This window comes from Alsobacter sp., assembly GCF_059501845.1.
In genome coordinates this window covers 236,465-261,982 of sequence record NZ_JCACDK010000017.1, presented here as the reverse complement: position 1 = coordinate 261,982, position 25,518 = coordinate 236,465, and the positions used below count along the sequence as shown (strand labels likewise).

At 66.1% G+C, this 25,518-nt stretch carries 26 protein-coding genes; 13 read left to right on the top strand and 13 right to left on the bottom strand.

Translation table 11 applies throughout. The annotated features are described in order from the left end of the window. The first annotated feature begins 13 nt into the window (after positions 1-13). From AC5JCN_RS14720 to AC5JCN_RS14695, 6 genes are all read left to right on the top strand, one after another. Positions 14-907, top strand: coding sequence for a carbohydrate ABC transporter permease (locus AC5JCN_RS14720; RefSeq protein ID WP_495755820.1), 894 nt, complete (start codon positions 14-16; stop codon positions 905-907). Continuing rightward, on the top strand, positions 907-1,797 hold the full coding sequence (locus AC5JCN_RS14715) for a carbohydrate ABC transporter permease (RefSeq protein WP_495755819.1): 891 nt from the start codon (positions 907-909) through the stop codon (positions 1,795-1,797). Before AC5JCN_RS14720 ends, AC5JCN_RS14715 begins: the two co-directional genes overlap by 1 nt. 16 nt (positions 1,798-1,813) lie before the next feature. Then, positions 1,814-2,728 (top strand): dihydrodipicolinate synthase family protein, encoded by a 915-nt coding sequence (locus AC5JCN_RS14710; protein ID WP_495755818.1) that lies wholly within the window; start codon positions 1,814-1,816, stop codon positions 2,726-2,728. Beyond that, positions 2,725-4,440 (top strand): L-arabinonate dehydratase, encoded by a 1,716-nt coding sequence (araD, locus tag AC5JCN_RS14705; RefSeq protein WP_495755817.1) that lies wholly within the window; start codon positions 2,725-2,727, stop codon positions 4,438-4,440. The genes AC5JCN_RS14710 and araD overlap by 4 nt, the downstream gene beginning before the upstream one ends. 150 nt (positions 4,441-4,590) lie before the next feature. After that, a complete protein-coding gene (locus tag AC5JCN_RS14700; protein WP_495755816.1) occupies positions 4,591-5,367 on the top strand; it encodes an SDR family NAD(P)-dependent oxidoreductase in 777 nt (258 codons plus the stop codon). Positions 5,368-5,588: 221 nt separating this feature from the next. Further along, the gene (locus tag AC5JCN_RS14695) at positions 5,589-7,163 is read left to right on the top strand and encodes a long-chain-fatty-acid--CoA ligase (RefSeq protein ID WP_495755815.1); all 1,575 of its coding nucleotides are present in this window, start codon (positions 5,589-5,591) and stop codon (positions 7,161-7,163) included. An 84-nt stretch (positions 7,164-7,247) separates the two neighbouring features. On the opposite strand, the gene AC5JCN_RS14690 is transcribed toward AC5JCN_RS14695, so the two are convergent. Continuing rightward, positions 7,248-7,838: an NADPH-dependent FMN reductase gene (locus tag AC5JCN_RS14690; RefSeq protein ID WP_495755814.1), complete on the bottom strand. Its 591-nt coding sequence runs from the start codon at positions 7,836-7,838 to the stop codon at positions 7,248-7,250. 49 nt (positions 7,839-7,887) lie between these two features. Continuing rightward, positions 7,888-8,343 carry a GNAT family N-acetyltransferase gene (locus tag AC5JCN_RS14685; protein WP_495755813.1) on the bottom strand — a complete coding sequence of 152 codons (456 nt, stop codon included), beginning with the start codon at positions 8,341-8,343 and terminating at the stop codon, positions 7,888-7,890. Between the two features lie 189 nt (positions 8,344-8,532). On the opposite strand from AC5JCN_RS14685, the gene AC5JCN_RS14680 reads away from it, so the two are divergent. From AC5JCN_RS14680 to AC5JCN_RS14665, 4 genes are all read left to right on the top strand, one after another. After that, positions 8,533-9,672 carry an extracellular solute-binding protein gene (locus tag AC5JCN_RS14680; protein ID WP_495755812.1) on the top strand — a complete coding sequence of 380 codons (1,140 nt, stop codon included), beginning with the start codon at positions 8,533-8,535 and terminating at the stop codon, positions 9,670-9,672. 85 nt (positions 9,673-9,757) lie between these two features. Continuing rightward, complete coding sequence (locus AC5JCN_RS14675; RefSeq protein WP_495755811.1) at positions 9,758-10,825, top strand: ABC transporter ATP-binding protein; 1,068 nt, start codon at positions 9,758-9,760, stop codon at positions 10,823-10,825. Continuing rightward, positions 10,822-11,865 (top strand): ABC transporter permease, encoded by a 1,044-nt coding sequence (locus AC5JCN_RS14670; RefSeq protein WP_495755810.1) that lies wholly within the window; start codon positions 10,822-10,824, stop codon positions 11,863-11,865. The genes AC5JCN_RS14675 and AC5JCN_RS14670 overlap by 4 nt, the downstream gene beginning before the upstream one ends. Further along, positions 11,862-12,662, top strand: a complete 801-nt coding sequence (locus AC5JCN_RS14665) for an ABC transporter permease (protein WP_495755809.1) — start codon at positions 11,862-11,864, stop codon at positions 12,660-12,662. The genes AC5JCN_RS14670 and AC5JCN_RS14665 overlap by 4 nt, the downstream gene beginning before the upstream one ends. Positions 12,663-12,736: 74 nt before the next feature. On the opposite strand, the gene AC5JCN_RS14660 is transcribed toward AC5JCN_RS14665, so the two are convergent. Beyond that, positions 12,737-13,321: an inorganic diphosphatase gene (locus AC5JCN_RS14660; protein ID WP_495755808.1), complete on the bottom strand. Its 585-nt coding sequence runs from the start codon at positions 13,319-13,321 to the stop codon at positions 12,737-12,739. A gap of 191 nt (positions 13,322-13,512) precedes the next feature. Here AC5JCN_RS14660 and AC5JCN_RS14655 point away from each other — a divergent pair, with 191 nt between their 5' ends. Further along, a complete protein-coding gene (locus AC5JCN_RS14655; protein WP_495755807.1) occupies positions 13,513-14,493 on the top strand; it encodes a hypothetical protein in 981 nt (326 codons plus the stop codon). Positions 14,494-14,550: 57 nt separating this feature from the next. On the opposite strand, the gene ugpC is transcribed toward AC5JCN_RS14655, so the two are convergent. The 5 genes from ugpC to AC5JCN_RS14630 form a co-directional block, all read right to left on the bottom strand. After that, a complete protein-coding gene (ugpC, locus tag AC5JCN_RS14650; RefSeq protein ID WP_495755806.1) occupies positions 14,551-15,651 on the bottom strand; it encodes a sn-glycerol-3-phosphate ABC transporter ATP-binding protein UgpC in 1,101 nt (366 codons plus the stop codon). Position 15,652: 1 nt separating this feature from the next. Next, the gene (gene ugpE, locus AC5JCN_RS14645; RefSeq protein ID WP_495755856.1) at positions 15,653-16,498 is read right to left on the bottom strand and encodes a sn-glycerol-3-phosphate ABC transporter permease UgpE; all 846 of its coding nucleotides are present in this window, start codon (positions 16,496-16,498) and stop codon (positions 15,653-15,655) included. Between the two features lie 2 nt (positions 16,499-16,500). Next, positions 16,501-17,394, bottom strand: a complete 894-nt coding sequence (gene ugpA / locus AC5JCN_RS14640) for a sn-glycerol-3-phosphate ABC transporter permease UgpA (RefSeq protein WP_495755805.1) — start codon at positions 17,392-17,394, stop codon at positions 16,501-16,503. A gap of 13 nt (positions 17,395-17,407) precedes the next feature. Continuing rightward, positions 17,408-18,718, bottom strand: a complete 1,311-nt coding sequence (ugpB, locus tag AC5JCN_RS14635; RefSeq protein WP_495755804.1) for a sn-glycerol-3-phosphate ABC transporter substrate-binding protein UgpB — start codon at positions 18,716-18,718, stop codon at positions 17,408-17,410. Between the two features lie 84 nt (positions 18,719-18,802). Further along, on the bottom strand, positions 18,803-19,906 hold the full coding sequence (locus AC5JCN_RS14630; protein ID WP_495755803.1) for an LLM class flavin-dependent oxidoreductase: 1,104 nt from the start codon (positions 19,904-19,906) through the stop codon (positions 18,803-18,805). A 589-nt stretch (positions 19,907-20,495) separates the two neighbouring features. On the opposite strand from AC5JCN_RS14630, the gene AC5JCN_RS14625 reads away from it, so the two are divergent. Continuing rightward, the gene (locus AC5JCN_RS14625; RefSeq protein WP_495755802.1) at positions 20,496-20,801 is read left to right on the top strand and encodes a hypothetical protein; all 306 of its coding nucleotides are present in this window, start codon (positions 20,496-20,498) and stop codon (positions 20,799-20,801) included. Between the two features lie 99 nt (positions 20,802-20,900). On the opposite strand, the gene AC5JCN_RS14620 is transcribed toward AC5JCN_RS14625, so the two are convergent. Next, positions 20,901-21,806 (bottom strand): cation diffusion facilitator family transporter, encoded by a 906-nt coding sequence (locus tag AC5JCN_RS14620; RefSeq protein WP_495755801.1) that lies wholly within the window; start codon positions 21,804-21,806, stop codon positions 20,901-20,903. 256 nt (positions 21,807-22,062) lie between these two features. On the opposite strand from AC5JCN_RS14620, the gene AC5JCN_RS14615 reads away from it, so the two are divergent. Beyond that, a complete protein-coding gene (locus AC5JCN_RS14615) occupies positions 22,063-22,536 on the top strand; it encodes a hypothetical protein (RefSeq protein ID WP_495755800.1) in 474 nt (157 codons plus the stop codon). 263 nt (positions 22,537-22,799) lie between these two features. Here AC5JCN_RS14615 and AC5JCN_RS14610 read toward each other — a convergent pair whose 3' ends face one another. The 4 genes from AC5JCN_RS14610 to AC5JCN_RS14595 all read right to left on the bottom strand — a co-directional run bounded on the left by AC5JCN_RS14610 (position 22,800) and on the right by AC5JCN_RS14595 (position 25,494). Beyond that, a complete protein-coding gene (locus AC5JCN_RS14610; RefSeq protein WP_495755799.1) occupies positions 22,800-23,096 on the bottom strand; it encodes a hypothetical protein in 297 nt (98 codons plus the stop codon). 188 nt (positions 23,097-23,284) lie between these two features. Beyond that, positions 23,285-24,058, bottom strand: a complete 774-nt coding sequence (locus AC5JCN_RS14605) for an SDR family NAD(P)-dependent oxidoreductase (RefSeq protein ID WP_495755798.1) — start codon at positions 24,056-24,058, stop codon at positions 23,285-23,287. A 33-nt stretch (positions 24,059-24,091) separates the two neighbouring features. Continuing rightward, entirely contained in the window at positions 24,092-24,775 is a 684-nt protein-coding gene (locus tag AC5JCN_RS14600) for a class II aldolase/adducin family protein (protein WP_495755797.1), read from the bottom strand. Positions 24,776-24,825: 50 nt separating this feature from the next. Beyond that, entirely contained in the window at positions 24,826-25,494 is a 669-nt protein-coding gene (locus tag AC5JCN_RS14595; RefSeq protein ID WP_495755796.1) for an HAD-IA family hydrolase, read from the bottom strand. Between the last annotated feature and the right edge of the window lie 24 nt (positions 25,495-25,518).

Genomic DNA, 25,518 nt, shown 5'->3' with positions numbered 1-25,518 from the left:
GCGCGGATCCGCCATGCCGTCGACCGCGATGGGCGACCGGCGCAGGTTCATCGCGCTGATGCTGGCGCCGGCGACCATCCTCATCGCGGGCCTCACCGTGGCGCCGTTCGTAACAAGCGTCATCTTCTCGTTCACGGACTATTCCCTGACGGCACCGGACGCGATCGACTTCGTCGGGCTGGACAACTACGTCCGGCTGTTCACGAGCGAGGAGTTCTGGACAGCTTTGCGCATCACCGCGGTCTTCACGTTCGTGGCCGTTGGCGTGGAACTCGTGCTTGGCGTCGGTATCGCCATCCTCCTGCACCATGAAGTGCGGGCCGTGCCGATCCTGCGGCTCGTCTACCTCGTGCCTCTCGCCGTGACGCCGGTCGCCGCCGTGTTCACGTTCAGAATCATGCTCAACCCCACGCTGGGCGTCTTCAACCACCTGCTGCGCACGGTCGGTCTTCCGCCTCAGGACTGGCTCGGCTCACCCAGCATGGCGCTCGCTTCGCTCGTCATGGTCGACGCGTGGCAGTGGACCCCCTTCGTCATGCTGGTCGCAATGGGCGGCCTCGCCGCCATGGACGAGGAGCCGCTCGAAGCCGCCAAGATGGACGGTGCCGGTCCTTTCGCGATCGTGTTCCACCACATGCTGCCGATGCTGTTTCCTTATCTCGCCATCGCGCTCGTGTTCCGCGCCATCGACGCCTTCAAGACGTTCGACATCATTTTCGTCCTGACGGGAGGCGGGCCGGGCATCAGCACCCGGACCTTGAACCTGCTCGCCTACAAGCAGGGGATCGAGTTTCTCTCGATGGGCTACGCGGCCGCGCTTGCCATCGTGATGCTGGTGTTCATTCTTTCCCTGAGCCAGGCCTTCCTGCGCCGCATCGACCTTTTCAGGCCCAAGGCGGCGTTGTGATGAGCGCCCCGGCACTTCCGGCAACACCGCAAAGCCGGACCGGACGCCTCCGCCCGGTCTCGCCCGCGACCCGCACGTGGCGGCTCGTCGCTCCCTGGATCCGCCGCCTGGTGCTGTGGATCTTTGCGCTCTGGTGCGCCTTCCCGGTCTACTGGCTGGCGACCATGAGCCTGAAGCAGCAGGTCGATGCCATCGCACGGCGTCCCCGTTTCATCTTCACGCCGGTCTGGGACAATTACGTCGCCGTGCTCGGAAGCGCCGAGGTGTGGGGCTACTTCAAGTCGTCCGCAATCGTGGCCGGCGCGTCGACCGCGGCGGCTCTCATCCTCGGAGTGCCTGCCGCCTATGTGCTCGCGCGCTACCGCTTCCGCGGCAATGCCGATTTCGGTTTCTGGATCCTGTCCACGCGCATGACGCCCCCGGTGGCGATGCTGATCCCGTTCTTCGTGCTCTACGTCTCGACGGGCCTGATCGACACCTATGTGGGCCTCGTGATCGCCCATGTGGCGATCAACATCTCGATCGTGGTCTGGCTCATGAAGAGCTTCTTCGAGGATCTGCCCGGCGAGCTCGAGGAGGCCGCCTTCATAGACGGCGCCACCCCGTTCCAGGCGTTCCGGCAGATCTGCCTCCCCGTCGCTCTGCCCGGCATGGCCGCCGTCGCGATCCTGTCGTTCCTGTTCTCCTGGAACGAGTTTCTGTTCACGCTGGTGCTCGCCGACGATATCCGCACGGTCCCGGTGGGGCTGTACTCCTTCGTCGGTTACCAGCAGATCGACTGGGGCAAGCTATCTGCTTCAGCGGTGGTGATGCTGGCGCCCGTCCTCGCCTTCGTGCTGGTGTTCCAGCGGCAGCTCATCCGCGGCCTGACCCTGGGCGCGACAAAGTAACGGAGGGAGACTGGCCGTGAGCGATCCTGGGGTCCATGCCATCCTCTACGCCTTCTTCGATGCGCAGGAGCGGCTCGATCGCGACGCCATGCGCCTCCAGACGCAGCTCTGCGCGGACGCTGGCCTGGCGGGGGTCGCCGTTCTGGGTCTCGCGACGGAAGCCTCCAAGTTGACGCTGCGGGAGAAGGTCACGCTCGTCGAGTGGACGGCCGAGGACCTCGCGGGACGCCTGCCGCTCGGCGTGACGGTGTCGGGAAGCTCGGTCGCCGAACAGGTCGATCTCCTGCGCGCGGCCGAGCGTGCCGGAGCGTCCTGGATCATCCTGCAGCCCCCCATGGTGGGTGTCTTCGCGCCGGCCGAATACATCTCCTTCTTCGGGCGCGTCGCAGACGCTACGAGCCTTCCCGTCGCCATCCAGAACGCGCCGGCCTATATGGGCCGGGGACTGTCCGCGGCCGAGATTGCGGAGCTCGTGGCGAGGCACGGCAACATTCGCCTGCTCAAGGGCGAGATGGCGGCCGTCGATATCGAGAGGGTCATCGCCCACAATGAGGGGCGCATTCGCGTGTTCAATGGCCGCGGCGGCCTCGAGCTCATCGACAATCTCCGTGCCGGGGTCGAGGGCTTCGTGCTCGCCCCCGACATCGCTGACCATGCTGCGACGGCCATGGCGCTTTATCGCGGCGGTGCAATCGGCGAGGCCGAGAAGGCCTATGCGGAAATCCTGCCCGCGATCACCTTCGCAATGCAGTCGCTCGAAATGCTGATCTGCTACGGCAAGCGGCTATTCGCGGCGCGAGCGGGGATCGACGTCCACGACCGGGCGCCGGCCCTGCGCCCGACGCCTTTCGGGCTCGACTGTATCGCCCGCTATGCCGCCGCTCTCGGCCCGTTCCCGGCGGCGTCTGCGCATCAGGAGCGCGTACCATGACCCGCAAGCTGCGATCCCAGGCCTGGTTCGGCGGGCACGACAAGGACGCCTTTATCCACCGCAGCTGGATGAAGAACCAGGGCTATCCCGACGATCTTTTCGACGGCCGTCCGGTGATAGGGATCTGCAACACGTTCTCCGATCTCAACCCGTGCAACGCGCATTTCCGGCAGCTCGCCGAGTGGATCAAGCGCGGGGTCTGGGAAGCCGGCGGCTTTCCGGTCGAATTTCCCGTCTTCTCCTGCGGCGAGTCGAACCTGCGCCCGACGGCGATGATCTTCCGGAACCTGGCATCCATGGATGTCGAGGAGGCCATCCGTGGCAACCCGATCGACGGGGTCGTGCTGATGGCCGGGTGCGACAAGACAACGCCGTCGCTTTTGATGGGCGCGGCGAGCTGCGACCTGCCTGCTCTTGTGGTCTCGGGCGGCCCGATGCTGAACGGGCGCCACCGCGGCAGAACTCTGGGGTCGGGCACCGACGTCTGGAAGTTCTCCGAAGACGTTCGCGCCGGCCTCATCGACGAGGTTGAGTTCATGCAGGCTGAGAGCGGGATGTCGCGCTCCCCCGGCCACTGCATGACCATGGGCACCGCCTCCACCATGGCTTCCATGGTCGAGGCGCTGGGCGTGACCCTCACCGGCAACGCAAGCTGGCCCGCCGTTGACGCGCGCCGCAATCGCCTGGCGCAGCTATCCGGCCGGCGCATCGTGCAGATGGTGCACGAGGATCTCAGGCTTTCGAAGGTGCTCACCAAGGAGGCGTTCGAGAACGCCATCCGCGTCAACGGAGCCATCGGCGGCTCCACGAATGCCGTCATCCACCTGATCGCTATCGCAGGCCGGATCGGCGTCGACCTCACACTCGACGACTGGGATCGATGCGGCCGCGACGTTCCGACACTCGTCGATCTCATGCCCTCCGGCCGGTTTCTCATGGAGGATTTCTGCTACGCCGGCGGGGTGCCAGCGCTCATGGACGAGATCTCGGACCTGTTGCACCTCGACGCTTTCACAGTCACCGGCCGCAGCATGGGCGACAACATCGCCGGAGCGGTCGTTTATGACCGAGAGGTCATTCGGCCACGCAGTGATCCGCTCACTTCGCACGGGGGCATCGCCGTGCTGCGCGGCAATCTCGCTCCCCACGGCGCCGTGCTGAAGCCATCCGCCGCCAGCCCGCATCTGATGAAGCACCGCGGTCGCGCCGTCGTTTTCGAGGACATCGACGACTACAAGGCCCGCGTCGACGATCCCGGCCTCGACATCGACGAGACCTGCGTCATGGTGCTGAAGAACTGCGGCCCCAAGGGTTATCCCGGCATGGCCGAGGTGGGGAACATGGCGCTCCCGCGCAAGATCCTCGCAACAGGCGTGCGGGACATGGTGAGGGTTTCAGACGCCCGCATGTCCGGCACTGCATTCGGCACCGTCGTCCTGCATGTCGCGCCTGAGGCTGCCGCCGGAGGACCGCTCGCCCTTGTCAGGTCGGGCGACATGATCAGCCTGGATGTGGAGAAACGCTCGCTCACGCTGGACGTGCCACACGGCGAACTCGCGGCTCGCCAGTCCCAATGGATCACGCCCATTCCGCCAGCCTCGGGCGGCTATCAATCCCTCTACGTCGAGCGCGTCCTGCAGGCTGACCGTGGCGCTGATTTGGACTTTCTTGTCGGATGCCGGGGAGCCGCCGTTCCGCGTGAAAGCCACTAGAAACGGGCGGAGTTGGACTGTGGTGCTGCAGACAGCCGAGCTGCGTCATTGCGGGCGAGAACAACCGGGGAGCCGCTCCGCTGTGCCGGAGTTCTGGTTTCACTGGTGTACAGGACATTTGCAGAATGCTGTCCGGACTCGAGGTGTGAAATGGGCCGGTTCGCGGGAAAATCGGTCGTGATCACCGGAGCGGCGTCCGGGCTCGGGGCCGAAGCGGCCCGCCAGTTCGCCGCGGAGAAGGCGTCGCTTGTCCTCGTCGATCTCGATGCTGCGGCCCTGCGTGTTACGGCTGATCGCCTCGCCGCCGGTGGCACGGCCGTCGAGACGGTGGCGGGGAGTGTTGCGGAGGCCGCTGTCGCCGAGGACGCCGTGCGGCGCGCCGTGGCCCGTTTCGGCCGGGTGGACGTCTTGTTCGCCAATGCCGGGATCGACCCGCTCGGCGCGCGCTCCGTGACGGAGACGACCGAGCAGCAATGGGACGCCGTCATGGCGGTGAACGTGAAGGGCGTGTTTCTCTTCGCCCGTGCTGTGATCCCCGTGATGGTGGCCGAGGGCGGCGGGGCCATCGTCTGCACGGCGTCTGTGGCGGGCCTGAAGCCGAGCGGCCAGGAAACGGCCTACAACGTCTCGAAGGCCGCCCTCGTATCCCTCACCCAGAGCATTGCGCTGGACTATGCCGGCCGCGGCATAAGGGCCAACTGCATCTGCCCCGGCTTTCTGGAGGCGGTCATGACCGACCGGCGGCAGGAGCTCTCGCCCGAACGCCTGGCCGAACGGTCCGCCAGCGCCGCCCGGCTCGTGCCCATGGGCCGGGAGGGGCGGTATGCCGAGATCGCCCGGTCCGTCCTCTTCCTTTCCGACCCGTCCGAGTCCGCCTACATCACCGGAGCCGCCCTGTCCGTCGATGGCGGGATTGTTCTGGCATGAGCGCCCGCTCCATTGCCAAAAGCGTGGTCAAACCGCGAGCGATGGCGCTCGGGTCTGACGAACGCGAACGGTCGTGTCTCATGACCACCCGCGGTGATCCGGCGACGTTTGCCATGAGGCCGGAAACCGGCAACATTCGTGGCGCAAGCGGCCGATCCATCGGTCTTTGAAAGCAGTCGACCTTGCCCCGGGATGACGCTGCGCTCCGCGGAGGTGCTCCGATGAAGGTCCCACTCAGCCCCCTCGCATATGCCGGCCGCGCCCGGAGGCTTTATCCGGACCGCCTCGCCGTCGTCGACGGAGACCTGCGGCTCACCTATCGCGAGTTCATGGACCGATGTGACCGGTGGTCGTCCGTCCTGCAGCGGCTCGGCGTGAAGCCTGGGGACCGCGTGGCCACGATCGCCCCCAACACGCACGCGCAACTCGAGGCTTTCTACGCGATCCCCCAGATCGGTGCGGTGGCCGTGCCGGTAAACTACCGCCTCACGGCAGCTGACTTCGCCTACATCGTCCAGCACTCGGGCGCCCGCGTCCTCTGTGTGCATTCCGACTACATCGACGCAGTCGACGGCATTCGCGGCGATCTTCCAGGCGTCGAGCACTTCGTCGCCTTCGAAGGCGCTCGGGAGGGCTGGCTCGACTACGAGTCCGAACTGGCGGCGGCGCCGGCGGCGTTCAGCCCCGCCGACATCGACGAGGATGACCTCGTCTCCATCAACTACACGAGCGGTACGACGGCGAAGCCCAAGGGGGTGATGATCACGCACCGCAACGCCGCCCTGAACGTGCTGAACACGCTCGTCCACTTCCCCATGTCACCCGCCGACGCCTATCTCTGGACCCTGCCGATGTTCCACGCCAATGGCTGGACTTTCGTCTGGAACGTCACGGCCCGCGGTGCGACGCATGTCTGCCTGCGCAAGGTTGATCCGGTTACGATTTTTCAGCTGATCGGGCGGGAAAAGGTGACGACGCTCTGCGCCGCTCCGACTGTCCTGATCGGCATCGCCAACGCGCCGGAGGAAAGCCGCGCGCCCGCCAGGGGGCAGGTCGTCCGGCTGCTGACGGCAGGCGCTCCGCCCGCGGCCGTCACGATCGAGCGTGTGGAGAAGGGGCTGGGGTGGCAAGTGACGCATGTCTACGGGCTGACCGAGACATCACCCCTGATCCTCGTGTCCGAGGAGTGGCCGGAGCATAGCGGCCTCGACCGCGGTGACCTCAGCACGGTCAAGGCGCGGCAGGGCGTGGAACTCGTCGCCTCGGGGGAAATCCGGGTCGTGGGCGATGGCGGCGTCGACGTCCCGCACGACGGCAAGAGCCTTGGCGAGATCATCGTTCGGGGCAACGTGGTCATGGCGGGCTACTTCAACGACCCCGAGGCGACGGAGCGGGCGATCGTCGATGGCTGGTTCCACACCGGCGACGCCGCCGTGGTGCACCCGGACGGGTTTGTGGAGATCCGGGACCGCTTCAAGGACGTCATCATCAGCGGCGGCGAGAACATCTCCTCGGTCGAGGTGGAGGGAGTCCTCCTTCGCCACGAGGCGGTCCAGGAAGTCTCCGTGGTCGGCATGCCGCATCCCAAATGGGGCGAGGCGCCTCACGCGTTCGTCGTCCTCAGGCCGGGTGCCTCCGTGACCGAAGCTGAACTGAAGCAATATGCGCGTGACAACATGGCCCACTTCAAGGCGCCGCAATGGTTCAGCTTTCTGAGCGAGTTGCCGAAGACGGCGACGGGCAAAATCCAGAAGTACATCCTCCGCGGCGGCTCATCGTCCATCGCGCGACAATAGTAGCGGGATCCGGGGGGTAGCCGGGATCGGCGATCAGGCAGTCTCCGGGCCGGCGGATGGCATGCTTCGGGGCCTGGCTGGCGTTCAATAGGGCGGGGCCTTTCGGGCCTTCTGCTCACGGCAGGCTTCCGTCCACCAGGCGAGATCGTCTGCAAAGCGGGGAAAGGCGCGTTCCAGCGCCTTCGCGGCGCTCCCCGCAGCGTTGCCTTCCGCGTCGAGCGTGTCTGAGATGGGCCCCACGGCGATCGTGCTCGAGATCACGACCATGCCCATTTCGGAGAGGATTCCGTGCCAGGAGGTGCCGGAGCGGGCTCCGGCGATCCGTCCGGCGGAGTAGCTCGCAATGGCTGCGGGCCGCCAGAACCACTCCTCGAGGAAGTGGTCCGTCAGGTTCTTGAGGCCAGGCTGGACGCCCCAATTATACTCGCCCACGACGAACACGAACGCGTCGGCAGCGCGGATCTTCCCGGCGAGTTCCTCCATCGCCGCAGGGGCCTCGCCCTTCGGGAATTCCTTGTACATGCGGTCGAGCATGGGCAGCCCAACTGCCTTCGCGTCGATAAGCTCGGCATCCTCGCCGCGCGCTCTCAACTCGCGAACGAGATAGTTGGCGAGCCTGATCCCGGCACGGTCAGACCTGTAAGATCCGTAGAGGACGAGTATCCTGCTTGGCATGTGGGGCTCCCCGAAAGGTTGGGAGATGGATGTCAAAGCTGCGGAAACGCTACGACAGGATCTTCCGGTAGACGATCTTGTCTTCCCCGGCCTTGTAGAAGTCCCTGATCCTGGCTTCCTCTGAAAAGCCCAGGCTACGGTAGAAGTTCCGGGTGCCTTCGAACTCGCCGAGGCCGGACGTCTCGACCAGCAGCATGCGGCCGCCATTCGCGAACAGCCTGCGTTCCAGTTCCTGGAAGAGCTTGCGCCCAACACCCTGTTGCTGCCGGTCGGGATCGACGGCGATCAACAGCAGGTTGTACGTCCCGTCTGTGAGCTTCTCCGGTGCGCAAAACAGGATGGCCACAGGCCCTCCCTCGTCGCAGGTGAGCCAGATCTCGTCCGTGTCTTTCCCCCCCAGATGGTCCGCCGCCATGCCGCCCAGCAGATTGGGGGGAAACAGCCCGGTCCGACCGATGATCGCCGTCAGGCGAGGCAGATCGGGTGAGCCAATGACGCGTATCATGTCCCCGCTCCTGCCGTGTCCCTTGCATCTTCGTCTGCTGGAGCCGTCCCGTTACGCCAGCCCGCCGCGCCGGATCGGGTGAGTTCGGCAGCGAAGGAGAGAGACACCAACAGGTGCGGCGCAAGTGTCATAGCCACTTCATGCACCGCACCGATAGCAGCGTCTCCGGTTTTCAATCAGGAGGCACACATGTCCGCCATCGACCGCCGTACTGTTCTCAAGGGCGCCCTTGCCGCAGCCGTCGCCGCGCCGGCGGTGCTTCGCGCCCATGATGCACTTGCATCTTCCGGCAGCGTCAACGTCGCTGCCTGGGGCGATTATTTCGACAAGAACACGCTGATCCCGGATTTCGAGAAGGCGAGCGGCATCAAGGTCAACCTCACCACCTATGGCAGCAACGAGGAGATCGAGAACAAGCTGCGCGCAGCCGGCGGGAAGGGGTTTGACATCTTTTTCCCCTCGATCGACACGGGACCGAATTACTACAAGGACAATCTTGTCCGCGAGATCGACGAGAAGAAGTTCGACGCCTCGCGCGTGATCCCGGCAATCTACCGCAACTCCCTCACGCTCGGCGCCGCCAACCGCGGCAAGCGTTACCTCGTGCCGTTCGACTGGGGCACCGAGGCGGTCACCTATGATTCTTCCGTGATCAAGAAGGGCTACGGTGAACTCTCCTACGCCGACCTCTGGATGCCCAATCTGGACAAGAAGGTTGCGCTGCGCCCGAAGTCGATCCTCGCAGGTCTGTCGATCCTGCTCGACGCCGAGGGCAAGGTGAAGACCGACAGGGGCCTCGCACCCTACAAGAGCGAGGAAGAGGCGCGCCGCGTGTTCGACGCCTGCGTCTCCTTCCTGGAGCAGAACCGCAAGAATGTCGGCGCCTTCTGGAACAACGCGAACGAGGCGACGGCCGCCTTCAAGGACGCCGGCTGCGTCATCGGCCAGACCTGGGACACCACGGGCCTCCTGCTGAACCGCGACCTCGACAAGAAGTGGCGCTACACGATGCCGAAAGAGGGCGGCCTCGCCTGGACCGACACGTTCGGCATCCCTTCGGGGGCCGAGAACGTCGACCAGGCCTATGCCCTGGTGGCCTTCCTGTACAAGCCGGAGAACGGCGGCATATTCGCCAACGCCAGCGGCTACAACTCGTGCGCCGTCGATGCCGACAAGCACCTCAACGACGCGCACAAGACGGCCTTCGCCGCCATGGCCTATCCGGGTGACGCGATCGACAAGCTGTGGTGGTGGCCGATGATGCCCGCCTACTTCAGCAAGGTCCGGGGCGAGTACGTCGAGAAGATCACCAACCTCGTGAAAGCCTGAGCTTTCGCCAGAAGCTCGCAGACGGGTCCGGCGGTATCCCCCGCCGGGCCCATCTCCATTTCAGACGCTTGCCTCGGAGCAGGACATGATCGGCCAGGAGGTCCGCCTCGAACGGGTCGGCGTGCGGTTCGGCGATACCGCTGCACTGCATCCCACGGATCTGGTGGTCCCCGCCGGCCGTTTCTTCTCCATCCTTGGACCGTCTGGATGCGGCAAGACCACGATCCTGCGTGTCGTCGCGGGCTTCCAGGGATCGAGCGAGGGACGCGTCCTGATCGGCGGGCGCGATGTCACCTCCCTCGGTCCGACCGCGCGCTCGACAGGAATGATCTTCCAGACCCTGGCGCTCTTTCCGCACATGAGCGTGTGGGAGAACGTCGCGTTCGGCCTCGAGGCGAGGGGCGTCGGCCGCGCCGAGCGCCGCCGTCACGCGGAGAAGCTGCTCGACCTTGTGGCGCTCTCCGAGCACTCCGAGAAAAAGCCCGGCGCACTCTCGGGCGGCCAGCGCCAGCGCGTCGCCATCGCCCGCGCGCTCGCCGTCGAGCCGTCGGTGCTGCTGCTCGACGAGCCGCTGTCGGCGCTCGACCTCAAGCTGCGCCAGCACATGCGCGCCGAGCTGAAGGGCATCCAGCAGCGCACCGGGATCACCTTCCTATACATCACCCACGACCAGGGCGAGGCGCTGGCGATGTCCGACCTCGTCGCGGTCATGAGCCGCGGGCGGATCGAGCAGGTCGGCACACCGGACGAGCTCTACCGCGCGCCGCGTACACCCTTCGTCGCGACCTTCGTCGGCGAGCAGAACGTGCTGCGAGGACGCGTGTCCCGCACGGAAGGCGGCGTCGCGGAACTCGACACGCCGCTCGGCGCGCTGCGCGGCGTCGCCGTCGGGCCCGTCGTCGCCGGGGGCGAGGCGGAGCTGATGGTGCGGCCCGAGCGTCTGGTCGCCGGCCCGGACGTGGGCGACGGCATCCGGGCGAGCGCCATCCGGCGAGCCTTCGAGGGCGCCTACGAGATCCTGACGTTCGACGCGGCTGGAACCTCTCTCGTGGTCCAGCGCATGACCGATGCCCAGAAGCTGCCTGAGGGCGATTGCCGCCTGACCTTCCGGCCGGAAGACGCGCTGGTGTTTCCCGCGGGCGCGGCGGCATGAGCCCGCTCGCGCGCACCTATGGCCGTGGCGCGGCCGTGCTGTGCTGGACCATGGTGGCGGGATGGCTGCTGCTGCTCGTCCTGTTCCCGCAGGCGCTGATGGTCGTCCAGTCGCTGTGGCGGTGGGAGCAGCCCAAGGCCGCGAGCGAACTGACGATCGAGATCGACCGCGGGTACAACGACCTCTCTGTCCTCAGGCTCGACCGCCAGGCGGCCACCGGAGCCGTGGCAGCGGATCTCGACGGTAAGATCGCCGAGCTCGAGACGCGCCTGCGAGAGATGGAGAGCGGCGAGGTCAAGCCGGTGAAGGTCTGGGGCCTGCAGAACTACACGCGCATGAGCGAGACCCATGTCGCGATCTTCGCGAAGACGCTGCTCTCGGCCGCCATCGTGACGCTGCTCGCCCTCATCGTCTGCTACCCCGTGGCCTGGGCGGCTGCGACTGCCAAGCGGGAATGGGTAACCGCGGCGCTCCTCTTCGCCCTCACCATTCCCTACGCGATCAACGAACTGCTGCGCATCTACGCCTGGATGATGATCCTCGACTACAAGGGCGTGCTGAACACGATCCTCGATTGGCTTGGCCTGCTCGACCTGTCGAAAAATCAGGGCATTCCCTTCCTGGAAAGTCAGGCATCCGTCTTCGCCGGCCTCGTCTACACCTACATCCTGTTCATGGTGTTCCCCCTCTTCAATGCCATGCAGTCGCTGGACAGGAGCCAGATCGAGGCAGCCCGCGGGCTGGGAGCGAACACGCTGCGCATCCACCGGCGCATCGTCATCCCGCACGCCAGGCCTGGCATGGCGGTGGGCTGCATCATGGTGTTCATGCTGGCGGCAGGCTCGTTCGCAGTGCCCCGGATCCTGTCGCGCGGGCTCGGCGGAGACTGGTTCACCACGCTCATCTACCGCCAGTTCTTCGAGGCGGAGAACTGGAACATCGGCTCGGCCTATGCGGTGGTGCTGCTCGTCGTTTGCCTCGCCATCGTCGGCGCCGCGATGCGGCTGACGGGTGTCTCCGTGCGGGACATGATCCGATGAAACCGCGCGACGACAGCCGAACGGCGGGCTTCGTCCTGGCCGTCTACATGACGGTGTTCCTCGTCTACCTGTTCCTGCCCCTGGTGGTGATGGTGGCCGCGGCCTTCAACAGCTTCCCTTATCCGGCCCTCACTCCCTGGAAGGGGTTTACCCTTGAGTGGTTCGGCAAGCTTGCTGCCGATGACCGCATGATCGGCGGCCTGATCAACTCCGTCCTGCTCGGTGCCGGCGTCACCGCCGTCTCCGTCCCGCTCGGAGTCGCCGGGGCGCTCGTCGTTGCCAGGGGCGCGGGCAAGGCTGCAGGCCTCGCCTACAGCCTGCTCGTCTCGCCGATCCTCATTCCGGGCGTGGTGCTCGGACTGTCGACGCTCGTCTTCTGGCGGCAGGTCGGCATTCCCGGCGGCCTTTTCGTCGCCGGTGCGGCTCAGGTGAGCTTCATCGCGAGCTACTGCATGCTCTTGGTGCTGGCACGGCTCGCCCGGCAGGACACGAGCCTCGAGGAGGCGGCGCTCGGCCTCGGTGCCGGGCCATGGCTGCTGTTCCGCCGGGTGACGCTGCCTTACCTCGCGCCGTCCCTGGCTGCGGCTGCCGTCGTGGCGTTCCTGCAGTCCTTCGAGAACTACAACACGACCATCTTCGCGGTGGGCGGCGGGTATACGCTGGTCACCGAAATCGGCTCGCGGCTTCGCTTCGGCCTGACGCCGGCGCTGAACGCGCTGGGCGTCATCTTCATCGCCTTCACGCTTGTCACGTCTTTTGCCTTCGCAGTTCTTTCCCGGCGCGGCAAGACGGCCTGATGCATGCAACCTGACTGTGCGTGGCGAGCCGGGAGGCTGGCTCCCTCCCGGCTCGCCCGGACCGGATGCGCCGGTCAGTCCTTGAACTGCTCGCCTGCGGCCTTGATCATCGCCTTCGCCGCCTCGGGAGTGTCGAAGCCCTTCACCTCGACCACCTTGCTGCCAGCAGGAAGCTGCTTGTAGACACGGAAGAACGCCTGCAGCCGATCCTGTTCGGCCGCAGGCAGATCCTCGATCTTCGCAATGGCGCCGTAGGTGGGATCGAGCTTGGTGACGGGGACGGCGATCACCTTGTCGTCGATGTCGCCTCCGTCGATCATCTTCAGGAGGCCGATCGGGCGCACGCGCATCGTCGCGCCCGGCTGCACCGGCTGGCGCGTGAAGACGAGCACGTCGAGCGGGTCGCCGTCGGCAGCCTTGGTGCGTGTGATCGAGCCGTAATTGGCGGGATAAGCCATGGGCATCGACAGGAAACGGTCGACGAAGAGCTGGCCGGTGTCCGTGTCGGTCTCGTACTTGACGCTCCCGCCCGCAGGGATCTCGACCACCATCGTGATCTCGTCGGGGAAGGCGGAAGGCTGCTTCGAGGACAGCACGTTCGGCGCGGCGATGGCCGGAACCGTCAGGAATGACAGGGCGGCGGCATAGGCAAGCTTCATCGGGGTTCTCCACGAATTTGACAGCCGCGCTTCTCAACTCGACGCGACGAGCCGATGACAACGTCCACATGCACACTGCACCGGGTGCAGCGCCCCGTTGCATCGGCATCCCCGGGGTCCAGCCTTTCGTCATCCGCCTGTCATGGGCGGCACGCACTCCAGAGCCTTGGCCAGCTCCGGAGGTTTCCACGATGAAGTCATTGCGCGTTGCCACGGCCGTTGCGGCTGCCCTCCTGTGCGGCGTCGTCTCCGCTCGCGCCGCGGGCCCGAACACGTTCGAGTTCGTGGCCCTGGGAGACATGCCCTATACCATTCCCGGCGATTACGAGCGCTTCGAGCGCCTGATCGGCGCCATCAACTCAAGCGCGCCCGCCTTCTCGATCCATGTCGGTGACATCAAGTCCGGGTCGACGCCGTGCACCGACGAGGCGTTCCAGAAGGTGAAGGACGAGTTTGGCACCTTCGAGCAGCCGCTCGTCTATACGATCGGCGACAATGAGTGGACGGACTGCCACCGGGAGAAGGCAGGCAAGTTCGACCCGCTGGAACGCCTCGCCAGGGTGCGCGCGATGTTCTTTGCCGACCCCGCCAAGTCGCAGGGCAAGGCACCGATGGCAGTCGAGAGCCAGTCGAAGGCGATGGCCGACAAGTTCGGCACCTATGTCGAGAATGCGCGCTGGACAAAGAACGGCGTCATGTTCGCCACTGTCCACGTGGTCGGCTCCAACAACAATTTCGAGGCCGGCAACCTGAAAACCGTCACGGAGTTCTTTGACCGTGACCCCGCCAACGTCGCCTGGATCGATGATACCTTCGCCAAGGCCAAGGAGACGGGCGCCAAGGCCGTCGTGCTGGCCTGGCAGGCCGACACGCAGGACATCGCACAGTCGGAAACCGACGTTCCCCGCGCCTCCGGGTTCGTGAACACGATCAAGGCCGTCGAGCGCGGCTCCAAGGCCTTCGGCAGGCCAGTCCTGGTGATCTCCGGCGACGTGCATTCGCTGGACATCTCGCCCTTCAAGGACACGTCGCGAAAGCCGATGAAGAACGTCATGCGGCTGCAGGTGATGGGCGACAAGGAGGTGCACGCCGTGCGGGTGACCGTCGATCCCGACAGCGCCGGCGTGTTCGGCTACACGCCGCTGATCGTCCCCGACAACCTGGCCAACTGAAAACAGGGGTAAGAGCCGTACACCGGAAGCTCCGCCCGGCCGGCCCGGGCGGGGCTTTCAGGACCGCACGATCTGATACTCGTCGATCGGTTCGGCATAGCCGAGCCTGTCTCCGCTGGCATGGTCGAAAAGGTGCAGACCCGAGGCGGGAACCGAGATGTGGACCCGGCCGGGAACGGCGATGCTGACGGCAGCGGGCACCTCGGCGGAGAACGCCTCGCCCGTGAGGACACCATGCAGCAGGCGGGATGAGCCGAGATTCTCTGAGATGGTCACATCGAAGGGGAGGCCGCGACCTGCCGGTGCGCAGAGCACCGCGTCCTCGGGCCTCAGCCCGACATCGACTGCCGCTCCCGGCGCGAGGCCGTCGGCACGTCCGACGACGAGGCCGCCGACACTGATGGCACCCTTCTCCCCGACAAGACCCGGCAGGATGTTCATGGGCGGTGAGCCCATGAACGTCGCCACGAAGCGCGTGGCGGGCCGTGCGTAGATTTCGTCCGGCGTACCCGCCTGCTCGATGCGCCCTGCGTTGAGTACGACGAGGAGGTCGGACAGCGTCATGGCCTCGACCTGGTCGTGCGTGACGTAGACCGAGGTGATGCCCAGGGTGCGCTGCAGATTGCGGATCTCGACCCGCATCTGGACGCGCAGCTTCGCGTCAAGGTTCGACAGCGGCTCGTCGAAGAGAAAGGCCCGGGGATGCCGGACGATGGCCCGTCCCATCGCCACGCGCTGGCGTTGCCCTCCCGACAATGCCCGCGGCCGCCGGTCGAGCAGCATCTCGATGTCGAGCGTCCGGGCAGCCTGCCGCACCAGCCTGTCGACGTCGGCGCGCACCACGCCCCGGTTCCGGAGGCCATAGGCCATGTTGTCGTAGACGGTCATGTGGGGGTAGAGCGCGTAGTTCTGGAACACCATCGCGATGTCCCTGTCCGCCGGCTCGATATCGTTGACGACGGATCCCCCGATGGCGATCTCGCCGGAGCTGAGCGTTTCCAGCCCGGCGATCATGCGCAGGAGCGTCGACTTCCCGCAGCCTGAAGGGCCGACGAGCACGCAAAAGCTGCCGTCGGGTACGGAAAGGCTGACGCCTTTCACCGCCTCGACGCCACCGGCGTAGATCTTGCGGACCTCGCGCAGGTCGATCGCCGCCACTCTACTTCTCCGTATCGACGAGGCCGCGCACGAACAGCCTCTGCATGCCGACCACCACCGCGACCGGGGGAAGCAGGGCGAGCACAGCCGTCGCCATGGCAAGCTGCCACTCGGTCAGCGCGTCCTGCGTTGCGAGAATGGTCCGGATGCCGATGACGATGGTCTGCATGGAAGCCTGTGTCGTGACCAGCAGGGGCCAGAGATACTGGTTCCAGCCATAGATGAACTGGATGACGAACATGGCGGCGATGGTCGTGCGCGAGAGCGGCAGTGCGATGTCGCGCAGGAACCGGAGAGGCCCCGCTTTGTCGAGCTTCGCCGCCTCGACGAGTTCGCCCGGCAGGGTCAGGAAGAACTGGCGAAACAGCAGCGTTGCCGTCGCCGACGCGATGAGCGGCAGCGCGAGGCCGGCATAGCTGTCGAGCAGACCCAGTCCTGCGACGACGGAGTACGTCGGATAGATGCGCACTTCCACGGGCAGCATCAGCGTGACGAAGACGATCCAGAACGCCGCCATCCGGAACGGGAAGCGGAAATACACCACCGAGAAGGCGGTGAGAATGGAGATCGCGATTTTCCCCGCCGCGATCAGAATGGCGACGACGAAGCTGTTCAGCAGCATGCGCGCCACCGGCACGCCGCCGGAGCTCGATCCCCGCGTGAGCGCCCGCCCGTAGTTCTCGACGAGATGGGGCCCGGGCAGCAGGCCCAGCTGACCGTTTGCGATGGTCCCTGCGTCCAGCGTGGACCCGACGAAGGCGATCCAGACGGGAAACGCCATCACGAACACGCCCGCCAGCAGGATCAGGTGCGGAACGAGATCACCGAGGGGACGTCGGCGCGTCACCATTAGTAGACGACCTTGCGCTCGACGTAGCGGAACTGCACCGCCGTGAGCCCGATGACGAGGATCATCAGGATCACCGATTGCGCGGCCGAGCCGCCGAGGTCGCCGCCGAGCCGTCCATCGGCGAAGACCTTGAAGACGAGCGTCTCCGTGGCCTTGGCCGGGCCGCCATGGGTGATGGCGTCGATGATGCCGAACGTGTCGAAGAAGACGTAGACGATGTTGATGACGAGCAGGAAAAACGTCGTGGGCGACAGCAGCGGAAAGACGATCGTCCAAAAGCGGCGCACCGGCCGGGCCCCGTCGATGGCGGCAGCCTCGATCAGGCTCGGCGGGATCGACTGCAGCCCCGCGAGGAAGAACAGGAAGTTGTAGCTCACCTGCTTCCACGCAGCCGCGAGGATGACGAGGACCATGGCGTCCGTGCCGTCGAGCAGCGGGTTCCAGTTCACGCCGAGGTCGCGCAGGCCCCGGCCGAGAAGCCCGAGGGACGGCTGGAACATAAACAGCCAGAGCACGCCGGCAATGGCGGGCGCCACGGCGTAGGGCCAGATCAGCAGGGTACGATACCACGTGGCGCCGCGCAGCGGCTTGTCGGCCATGACGGCGAGAAGCAGGGCCGACGACATGGAGAGGACGGTGACGGAGACCGAGAAGATCGCCGTCGTCTGGAAGGCGCCGAACCAGGCGGGGTCGCGCAGCAGCGTGCCGTAGTTCTCGAAGCCAACGAACTCCGTCGTCGTGCCGAAGGCGTCCTCGATGCGAAACGACATCCAGCCGGCCTGGAGAGCAGGCCAATAGAAGAAGATCAGTGTGACGGCGAGTTGCGGCGCGAGCAGCAGCCACGGCAGCACCCGACCGGCGAAGACCGGGCGCCGCTCCTCCGCCGCCGCCATGCCCGTCGCTCCGTCAGCGGTTCGCGGTCCGCTCGAACTGCCTCAGCGCCGCATTGCCGCGCGCCACCGCGTCGTCGAGGGCCTGCTGGGGTGACTTGCGGCCGGCGAGCGTCGCCTCGAGTTCCTCGGCGATCATGTCGCGGATCTGGACCATGCCACCAAAGCGCAGGCCGCGGGAGTTCTCGGTCGGCTCCTTGTTGGTCAGCTCGCGCAGCGGCGTCTCGCGGTCCGGATACTGCGTGTAGAAGCCTGCCGCCTTCACCTTCTCGTAGGCGGCCTTTGTGATCGGAAGATAGCCCGACTCCATGTGGAGCTTCGCCTGGCGGTCGGTGTCGGAGAGGAAGGCGAAGAACTTCGCCACGCCCTTGTACTCGGCGTCGGTCTTGCCTCCCATCACCCAGAGTGAGGCTCCGCCGATGATGGAGTTCTGCGGCGCGCCGGCGACGTCGGGGTAGTAGGGCATCGGCGCGGAGGTGAAGGCGAACTTGGCGTTGGCCTTGACGTTTCCGTAGAAGGCCGAGGAGGTCAGCATGATCGGGCATTCGCCCGAGGTGAAGCGGCCCTCATTCTCGTTGCCGCGGCCGGAATAGTCGTAGGTCCGGTCCTTCTGCAACGCCGCGAGGTCGGTCCAGAGCCGGACGTGGAGCGGGCTGTTGAACTTCAGCTCCGTGTCGAAGCCGTCGAGGCCGTTGGCCTTGGTGCCGATCGGCACGTTGTGCCACGCCGAGAACTGCTCCACCAAGGCCCAGCTAGACCAGGCCGCCGTAAATCCGCACTTGTCCCAGCCGGCCGCCTTGAGCTTCTTCCCCGCCTCGAACACCTCCGGCCAGGTCTTCGGAATCTCGGCGACGCCAGCCTTGGCCAGCGCGTCCTTGTTGATCCACATGACCATGGAAGACGAGTTGAACGGGAAGGACAGCATCTCGCCCTTCGCGGTCGAGTAGTAGCCGGTGATGGCGGGAAGATAGGCCTGCGGGTCGAAGGGCTCGCCGGCATCCTTCATCAGCTGCTGCACCGGCTTGATGGCGCCCTTGGCGGCCATCATCGTCGCAGTGCCCACCTCGAACACCTGCAGGATGTGCGGAGCACTGCCGGCGCGGAAAGCGGCAATGCCTGCGTTCAACGTGTCGGCATACGACCCTTTGTAGGTGACAACGACCTTGTAGTCGGACTGCGAGGCGTTGAAGTCGGAGGCGAGCCTGTTCACCACCTCGTTGTTGGCGCCGGTCATGGCATGCCACCACTGGATCTCGGTCTGAGCGGCTGCGGCACCGGGCAGGACAGCGAGTGCCGCCATTCCGAAAAGAAGCGATCGACAGGTCATGCGAAATCCTCCCGGTGGACAACGCCCGGACCATTTTTCGTTTCCATGTCGCTGGCGTGACGAGGGCCTTCCGCCAAGCCCGCGTCAGGCAGCCAGCTTTGCCGCCGCATAGCTGCGGAAGGTGGGCATCACGTCATGCGCCAGCTTTCGCATGGAGGCCTGCCACATGGCCTTGCGGTCCCATTCGTGGAAGGCGAGCATCAGGCCGCCGAACGGGCCGACGTCGTCGTGGAAGGCGGCGAGCTTGTCCATCACCGTCTTCTGGCTGCCGGCGATGACCATGCTGTCCATCACGCCCTGGAGCGTCAGCGTCTCCGGCGCGACGTCCTTCGCGGTGAGGAAGATCTTGATGGCTCCGGCGCGCGTGAGCTGGGTGAAGAGGTAGTTATAGTAGCTGCGGATCGTGTTGGAGGGATCGGCGAGATAGTCGGCGGCCTCCTGGTCCGTTTCGGTGACGAGGATGCTGCGCGCGATCCTCCAGGTCGAGCGGTCGGCACGGCGGCCTGCGGCCTCCGCCCCCTCGCAGTATTTCTCCCAGTGGCTGCGCACGATCCAGGGGGCGTTGAAGTTGGCCGAAATCAGCTCCCATCCGCGCGAGCCGGCGAGCTTCGCCGTTCCCGAATAGGGGCTCATGGCGGAGGTGACGAGCTGCGGGAAGGGGTTCTTCTGGAAGGGCTTTGGGATCGGGCCGATGCCCATGTCGGGCTGCACCGAGTCCTTCACCTTCACCGTCCAGTACTTGCCCTCCAGGTCATAGGGAGGGTCCTGCGACCAGATGGCGTGCACCATGTCGATGCACTCCACCATCATCGCCTGCCTGTCCTTGTCTGTGGTTCCAAAAAGCTCGAAATCGGATGCCAGGCCGCCCGGGCCGATGCCCATGATGAAGCGGCCCTTGGACATGTGGTCGAACAGCGCCACGTCGGCGGCCACCTTCGCCGGGTGGTGCTGCGGCAGGTTGAGGACACCCGTGCACAGCTTGATCCGCTTGGTTTGCGGGATCAGCCACGACATGAACTGGAGCGTGTTGGAAACGGGCTCCACCTTCGCGGAATAGTGCTCGCCCATCCAGAGCTCGTCATATCCCATCGTCTCCGCGTAGAGCGCCGCCTCCATGTCCATGTCGTACATGTCGACATAGGACAGGTTGAGCGAGTGCAGCGGCATCATGAAGAAGCCCAGTTTCATGTCTCTCTCCCTTGCCTTTGTTGTGTGTGTTTCGCCTTTTCGATCGCGGCAGGCTGGCCAGCGCTCCGCCCGTCCGCGCTGAACGGGTCCGTCCACTGCATGTGTGTCGAGGTTGAGCGCGCGGCGGGTTGCTTGCAGCTGATCCAGCAGGGGGAGCGTGCCGCCGTGCCTTGCGCCCGCCGCCTTGGGCCTGCCTGAGCATAGCCTGGTCCCCCCGCCCGCACGGTCTTGCGCCGTTGGCACGAGACGGGCCGAGCTTGTGTCCGGTCTTCGTGCCCTGAGACGCTAGCCCAGCCATGCCGATGCGCAAAGCGTTCACCGCAGCGGTTCACCCGCCGTGCATGAACCGGACTGCCCTGTCGTGATCGCGTACCTGAAAGCGGGATGGACGAGGCCCCGGCTTCGCGGGCTCTTCGCCCTTGCTGCCGAACCACGAAAACATCGACAGCTGAAGCCCCGCTAATGTTTCGGGCGAAACGGCGGCATTTGGCTGACGGGACACTGACCGGGCGGGTCAGGCAACTGACCCGCGCCTGCAGGCAATCTCCTCCCCGTCGGCTTGGACCGACGGCACAACCAGGAGGAAGCCATGCGCCAGTTCCCAATCATCACACTCGCTGCACTCATGTCGGCGGGGCTCGCTTTCGGCGCCCACGCGGGATCTCAAAAAGCAACAAGCAACATCGTCATCGCCAAAAAGGGCGCGGATGACGGCGCCGGACACAACGCCCGCGACAGGCGCGGCAAGGCTGCCGACGGCGTCAACCACACCGCGCTCGAGACCGCGCCCGTCGTGGTCGCCAGGAGGGGCGCCGACGATCCCGCCGGTCATGACGCCAATGACGATCGCGGCGGTGGACGCCACGGTGCGGACGACGGCGCGAATCACGGCTGATCCCAGCCCCGCGTTACGCTGGAGCGGTCCGGTGTTCACCCCGGGCCGCGTATTGTCGGACGTCCGCCGCCGGCATCGACCGGCGCCGGAGGGCGGCGATCAGGAGCCGTCACCCGCAGCCAGAACCACCACTCCGCTGTGCTTGGCCTTGCGTTCGGGCTCGACGTGGATGGTCACGCGTGCGCCGGGAACATCGGCCTTGAGGGCCTGCTCGATCCTGTCGCAGATGTCGTGAGACGCCTCCACGCTCATGCCGCCGGGCACGACGAGGTGGAATTCGATGAAGGTGGCGTTGCCGGCGTGCCGAGTTCGCAAATCGTGAGCCTCTATGGCTCCCGTCGCGTGGGCGGAGATGATCGACTGGTAGGCGGCGATCTCCTTCGGGCTCGCTGCCGCATCCATGAGGCCGGCCGCACTCTCCTTGATCAGCCCCCAGCCCGACCAGAGGATGTTCACGGCCACGAGGGCGGCGAGGGCAGGGTCGAGAATGGCCCAGCCGGTCACCGCCGCCAGCCCGACGCCCAGCACGACGGCGCCGGACGAGATGACGTCGCTGAGCAGATGCTTGCCGTCCGCGACCAGGGCCGGCGACCGCAGGCTGCGCCCCTTGTGGATCAGCACCCAGCACCACACGGCATTGATGGCGCTCGCTGAGCCGTTGACGAGCAGGCCCTGCAGCGGCGCGTCAATTGCGCGGGGAGCGACGAACCCGGCATAGGCCTCCCGGCCGATGGCTACCGCGGCCAGGACGATCAGCACGCCCTCGGCAACGGCCGAGAAGTACTCGGCCTTGTGATGCCCGAACGGATGGTCGGCATCGGCCGGCTTGGCCGAGTACCACACCGCCACGAGTGCGGCAGCGGCGGCCGCCACGTTGATGATGCTCTCCACCGCGTCCGAGAACAGGGCGACGCTGCCGGTCAGGCGGTAGGCCCAGTACTTCAGGCCGAGGACCACGACGCCGACGACAATGCTCCCGATCGCGAGCTTCAGCCGTGTTTCCATCCGCCTACATCCACCTCGCCCCGCCGCCGCCGCTTCTAGGCTGAGGTACCGCCGGGATCAACGACGGACCGGGGAACGGGCGCGCAAAGGGAAAGGGACCGTGTCCCGAGCACAGTCCCGGCGGAGCTAGGCTGCGCCGGCGGACGCATCGAAATGGGTCAAACCAATAACGCAAGTGTGACCGTTTGCTCATTCACGGTTCAGCTTAACTGGCGCAAGACGGTAGCGACCCGACCGGGTCTCAGGGGAAGAAGCCATGAACCGTCTTGCTCTCATCATTCCTGCCTTTGCCGCCGTCGGGGCCTTGGCCGCCGCAGCTCCTGCGCAGGCTCTCACCATGAAAGAATGCAGCGCCAAGTATCAGGAGGCCCAGAAGGGGGGCACCCTGAACGGCATGAAGTGGAACGACTTCCGCAAAGCCCAGTGCGGAAGCGATGCCACACCGGATGCCGCTGCTGCAGCTCCCGCGGCGGCCGCGCCGGCGGCCAAGACCGCGGCGGCGCCTGCCGCCAAGCCTGCGGCTCCCGCAGCGTCCGGCTCGGCCGTTTTCCCGACCGCGGTGTCCTCGAAATACTCCAGCGAGAGTGCCGGCAAGGCGCGCATGCACACCTGCCTCGACCAGTACAACGCCAACAAGGCTGGCGGAGCCTCGGGCAATGGCGGGCTCAACTGGATCGAGAAGGGCGGTGGCTACTACAGCCAGTGTAACAAGCGTCTGAAGGGCGCCTGACACCTTACGGGGCTGGTCCGGCCTCGCCCCAGGGCGGGGCCGGTTCGCCAAGGGGCCGGACGCCCCGCGCGCATTGCGGCCTCAATGCAAAAGACCCCGCAGGGCGGGGCGCCCGGCGGGGTCAGTCGAGGGTAGTTCTGCCGCAGCTGCGGCATCCTGATTTAGCACGCCGTGAGCTTGACCGTTCCTCCGCAGCGCAAGCTCAACTGCGACAATGGCGCGCGGCAGAGCAGCCGTGTGCGACTGCGTGCGGCGATTTCAGATCAAGCCGCCTTGCTCGACATGTTGTTCTTGATGGCACCGATGATGGCCGTGACGATCGCACCCGCGACGCCGCCGCCCACCGCATTCCCGAGAATGCTGCCGATATCGAGGCCGCCGCCCGCGGCGCCCGCGAGCATCGGGATCAAAGACTGCAGGATCTGGCCGCCGACGCCGCCGCCTATCGCGCCGCCGATGGTGTTGCCGATGGGTCCGAGGTTGAAACTGGGGGATGCCTTGCCTGCCGCATTCCCCCCGATGATGCCCGCTATGATCTGGATGATGAGATTCACAAGCATGGAGCCCTCCCGGGGTTCGCATTGACGTCCAAGCGAGACGACCCGGGCACACTGCCTGACAAACATGTCAAGGCATAGCTCATGGTTAGCAAATGGTTAATTTGCTCGAATTAATTTGAGCGATTGCGCGACTGGGAGGTTCATTCAAGCGACCTGGCCGAGACGCTCCGGCCCGGGCCCAGGCCGCCTCACCAGCAGGTGAAGCCCGCATCGGCGACCACCGTCGTGCCGGTCATCAGGCTCGACGCATCGGATGCGAGGAAGTGCACGACGGACGCGATCTCGTCCGGCTTGCCGAGGCGATGCATGGGGGTGTCCCGCAGCCAAACGTCGATCATCCCGTCATTGTCATGCCGGTACATCGTCATCTCGGTCTCGATGTAGGTCGGCGCAACCGCATTCACCCTGACGCCGCGGTCGGCCCATTCGGCAGCCAGGGACGAGGTCATCTGGTGCACGGCCGCCTTCGAGGCGTTGTAGTAGGTCTGCTTCTGCGGGCGGTTCGAGATGAAGCCCGACATGGAGCCGATGTTGACGATGGCGCCACTGCCCGCCTTCAGCATGTGGCGGGCGAAGGCCCGGTTGCACCAGAAAACGCCGTTGTAGTTGACGTCGTTGACATGCAGCCAGTGCTCGTCGGTCACGTCCTCGGCGGCGACGCCCGAGCGCGCGATGCCGGCATTGGCGACCAGGATGTCGATGCGCCCGTGATCGCGCATGACGGCGTCCGCCAGAGCGTCCACCTCGGCGGACTTCGTGACGTCGACCGTGCGGGCTTCGACGCGGTACCCCTTCGCGGTCAGCGTGGCGCGCGCCTGATCCGCGAGAGCGGGGTCGATGTCGGCGATCACCACCGTGGCGCCGTGCTCGGCCAGCGCATCGGCACAGCAAAGGCCGATGCCCCGGCCGCCACCCGTGACAACGGCTACCCGCCCGTCGAGCCTGAATTTGTTCGCGTACATGGTTCTCTCCCCGTGTGCTTTGTCCTGCGCCGATCAGCCGGCCGGCCGGTCGAGAAACGGGTGCCGGCCCGGCGAAGCGAAGCGGGTCCGCCGGATCTCCAGCAGCTTCTCCACCTGCTCGGCATTGAACTCCCTGGCGCCGCCATAGCCGGCGGCGAGGTAGAGAACCTTGGCGTAGTAGTCGAGCGCCTCCATTTTGAAGTAGGCGCTGGTCAGGTCATGGCCGTAGGTCAGCGCGCCGTGGTTCTCCAGCAGCAGCGCGTCGTGCCTGTCGAGATAGGGGGCGATGGCGTCCGACAACTCCGGCGTCGATGGCGTGCCGTAGGGGGTGAGAGGCACCTCGCCGAGGAACATCGTGGATTCCGGCATGATTTGCGCCGTCAGAGGCTTGCCGCAGATGGCGTGGACCGTGGCGTAGAGCGGATGCGCGTGCACCACGGCTCGCACGTCGTCGCGACGGTCATAGACGGTGAGATGCATCCTGAACTCGGAGGAGGGCCGGTAGCCGCGGTCGTCGACCAGCGCGCCCGTCCTGTCCACCCTGCAGATCATGTCGGGCTTCATGAAACCCTTGGAGACCGCGGTGGGCGTGCACAGCAAAGTACCATCGTCGAGCAGTACGGAGATGTTGCCGTCATTGGCGGCACCCATCTCGCGGGCATAGGCCCGCCGGCCGATTTCACAGATGTACTCGCGCAGTTCCTGCTCGTCCGGCATGCGTTTCTCCAGAGGTTCCGTTCCGGTCCGCGTGCCGGATCCGCGCGTCCCTAGCGGACCCGCAGCGACAGGCGGAGCCCATCCGCTCCGGCCTCCACCGAGGCTTCCGAATAGCCGGCGATGGTCGCCGCCGCTCCCACCGCGGCACCGCCATAGGCGGAACTGATCCGGACGACATTCGCTCCTGCCGCGAGACCCGCGCGGACACCCGCATCTGCATCCTCGAAAACGAGGCACTCCGATGCCGCGATCCCGAGCTTGGCGGCACCCTTCAGGTAGCCCTCGGGGTCCGGCTTGCCCGCCTTCACGTCTTCGGAGGAGACGAGCACGGCGGGAAGAGGCAGCCCGGCCGTCGCGATGCGCATGTGAGCCAGGTCGCGATTGGCGGACGTGACCACCGCCCAGCGCTCGGGCGGCAAGGCGGCCAGGAACTCCGCCGCTCCCGGGATGGGAGCGATGCCGCCGGCGTCCTCGAGCTCCCGGGCGTCCAGCCACGCGGCTTCGGCGGCGGTGTCCGCGCCAAGCGGGGCGAAGCGCTTGATCACGTCGATCGAGCGGCGTCCGTGCATGAAGTCCAGCAGTTCGAGCGGGGGAACCCCCGCACGCTCCGCCCATGCCGTCCACGCCCGCTCGGTCGCGGCGATGGAGGTCAGGATCGTGCCGTCCATGTCGAACAGGAAGGCGCCGTAGGGGCCGAGGGCCAGTGTGTCGGATTTCATCGTGGCTGCACGCGCGCCGGTTCG

Excerpts from the sequence above, each read along its gene's own strand:
- AC5JCN_RS14720 (WP_495755820.1), top strand. The coding sequence starts at position 14 with ATGCCGTCGACCGCGATGGGCGACCGGCGCAGGTTCATCGCGCTGATG.
- AC5JCN_RS14715 (WP_495755819.1), top strand. The coding sequence starts at position 907 with ATGAGCGCCCCGGCACTTCCGGCAACACCGCAAAGCCGGACCGGACGC.
- araD (WP_495755817.1), top strand. The coding sequence starts at position 2,725 with ATGACCCGCAAGCTGCGATCCCAGGCCTGGTTCGGCGGGCACGACAAG.
- AC5JCN_RS14700 (WP_495755816.1), top strand. The coding sequence starts at position 4,591 with ATGGGCCGGTTCGCGGGAAAATCGGTCGTGATCACCGGAGCGGCGTCC.
- AC5JCN_RS14695 (WP_495755815.1), top strand. The coding sequence starts at position 5,589 with ATGAAGGTCCCACTCAGCCCCCTCGCATATGCCGGCCGCGCCCGGAGG.
- AC5JCN_RS14690 (WP_495755814.1), bottom strand. The coding sequence starts at position 7,838 with ATGCCAAGCAGGATACTCGTCCTCTACGGATCTTACAGGTCTGACCGT.
- AC5JCN_RS14685 (WP_495755813.1), bottom strand. The coding sequence starts at position 8,343 with ATGATACGCGTCATTGGCTCACCCGATCTGCCTCGCCTGACGGCGATC.
- AC5JCN_RS14680 (WP_495755812.1), top strand. The coding sequence starts at position 8,533 with ATGTCCGCCATCGACCGCCGTACTGTTCTCAAGGGCGCCCTTGCCGCA.
- AC5JCN_RS14675 (WP_495755811.1), top strand. The coding sequence starts at position 9,758 with ATGATCGGCCAGGAGGTCCGCCTCGAACGGGTCGGCGTGCGGTTCGGC.
- AC5JCN_RS14670 (WP_495755810.1), top strand. The coding sequence starts at position 10,822 with ATGAGCCCGCTCGCGCGCACCTATGGCCGTGGCGCGGCCGTGCTGTGC.
- AC5JCN_RS14665 (WP_495755809.1), top strand. The coding sequence starts at position 11,862 with ATGAAACCGCGCGACGACAGCCGAACGGCGGGCTTCGTCCTGGCCGTC.
- AC5JCN_RS14660 (WP_495755808.1), bottom strand. The coding sequence starts at position 13,321 with ATGAAGCTTGCCTATGCCGCCGCCCTGTCATTCCTGACGGTTCCGGCC.
- AC5JCN_RS14655 (WP_495755807.1), top strand. The coding sequence starts at position 13,513 with ATGAAGTCATTGCGCGTTGCCACGGCCGTTGCGGCTGCCCTCCTGTGC.
- ugpA (WP_495755805.1), bottom strand. The coding sequence starts at position 17,394 with ATGGCGGCGGCGGAGGAGCGGCGCCCGGTCTTCGCCGGTCGGGTGCTG.
- ugpB (WP_495755804.1), bottom strand. The coding sequence starts at position 18,718 with ATGACCTGTCGATCGCTTCTTTTCGGAATGGCGGCACTCGCTGTCCTG.
- AC5JCN_RS14630 (WP_495755803.1), bottom strand. The coding sequence starts at position 19,906 with ATGAAACTGGGCTTCTTCATGATGCCGCTGCACTCGCTCAACCTGTCC.
- AC5JCN_RS14625 (WP_495755802.1), top strand. The coding sequence starts at position 20,496 with ATGCGCCAGTTCCCAATCATCACACTCGCTGCACTCATGTCGGCGGGG.
- AC5JCN_RS14620 (WP_495755801.1), bottom strand. The coding sequence starts at position 21,806 with ATGGAAACACGGCTGAAGCTCGCGATCGGGAGCATTGTCGTCGGCGTC.
- AC5JCN_RS14615 (WP_495755800.1), top strand. The coding sequence starts at position 22,063 with ATGAACCGTCTTGCTCTCATCATTCCTGCCTTTGCCGCCGTCGGGGCC.
- AC5JCN_RS14610 (WP_495755799.1), bottom strand. The coding sequence starts at position 23,096 with ATGCTTGTGAATCTCATCATCCAGATCATAGCGGGCATCATCGGGGGG.
- AC5JCN_RS14605 (WP_495755798.1), bottom strand. The coding sequence starts at position 24,058 with ATGTACGCGAACAAATTCAGGCTCGACGGGCGGGTAGCCGTTGTCACG.
- AC5JCN_RS14600 (WP_495755797.1), bottom strand. The coding sequence starts at position 24,775 with ATGCCGGACGAGCAGGAACTGCGCGAGTACATCTGTGAAATCGGCCGG.
- AC5JCN_RS14595 (WP_495755796.1), bottom strand. The coding sequence starts at position 25,494 with ATGAAATCCGACACACTGGCCCTCGGCCCCTACGGCGCCTTCCTGTTC.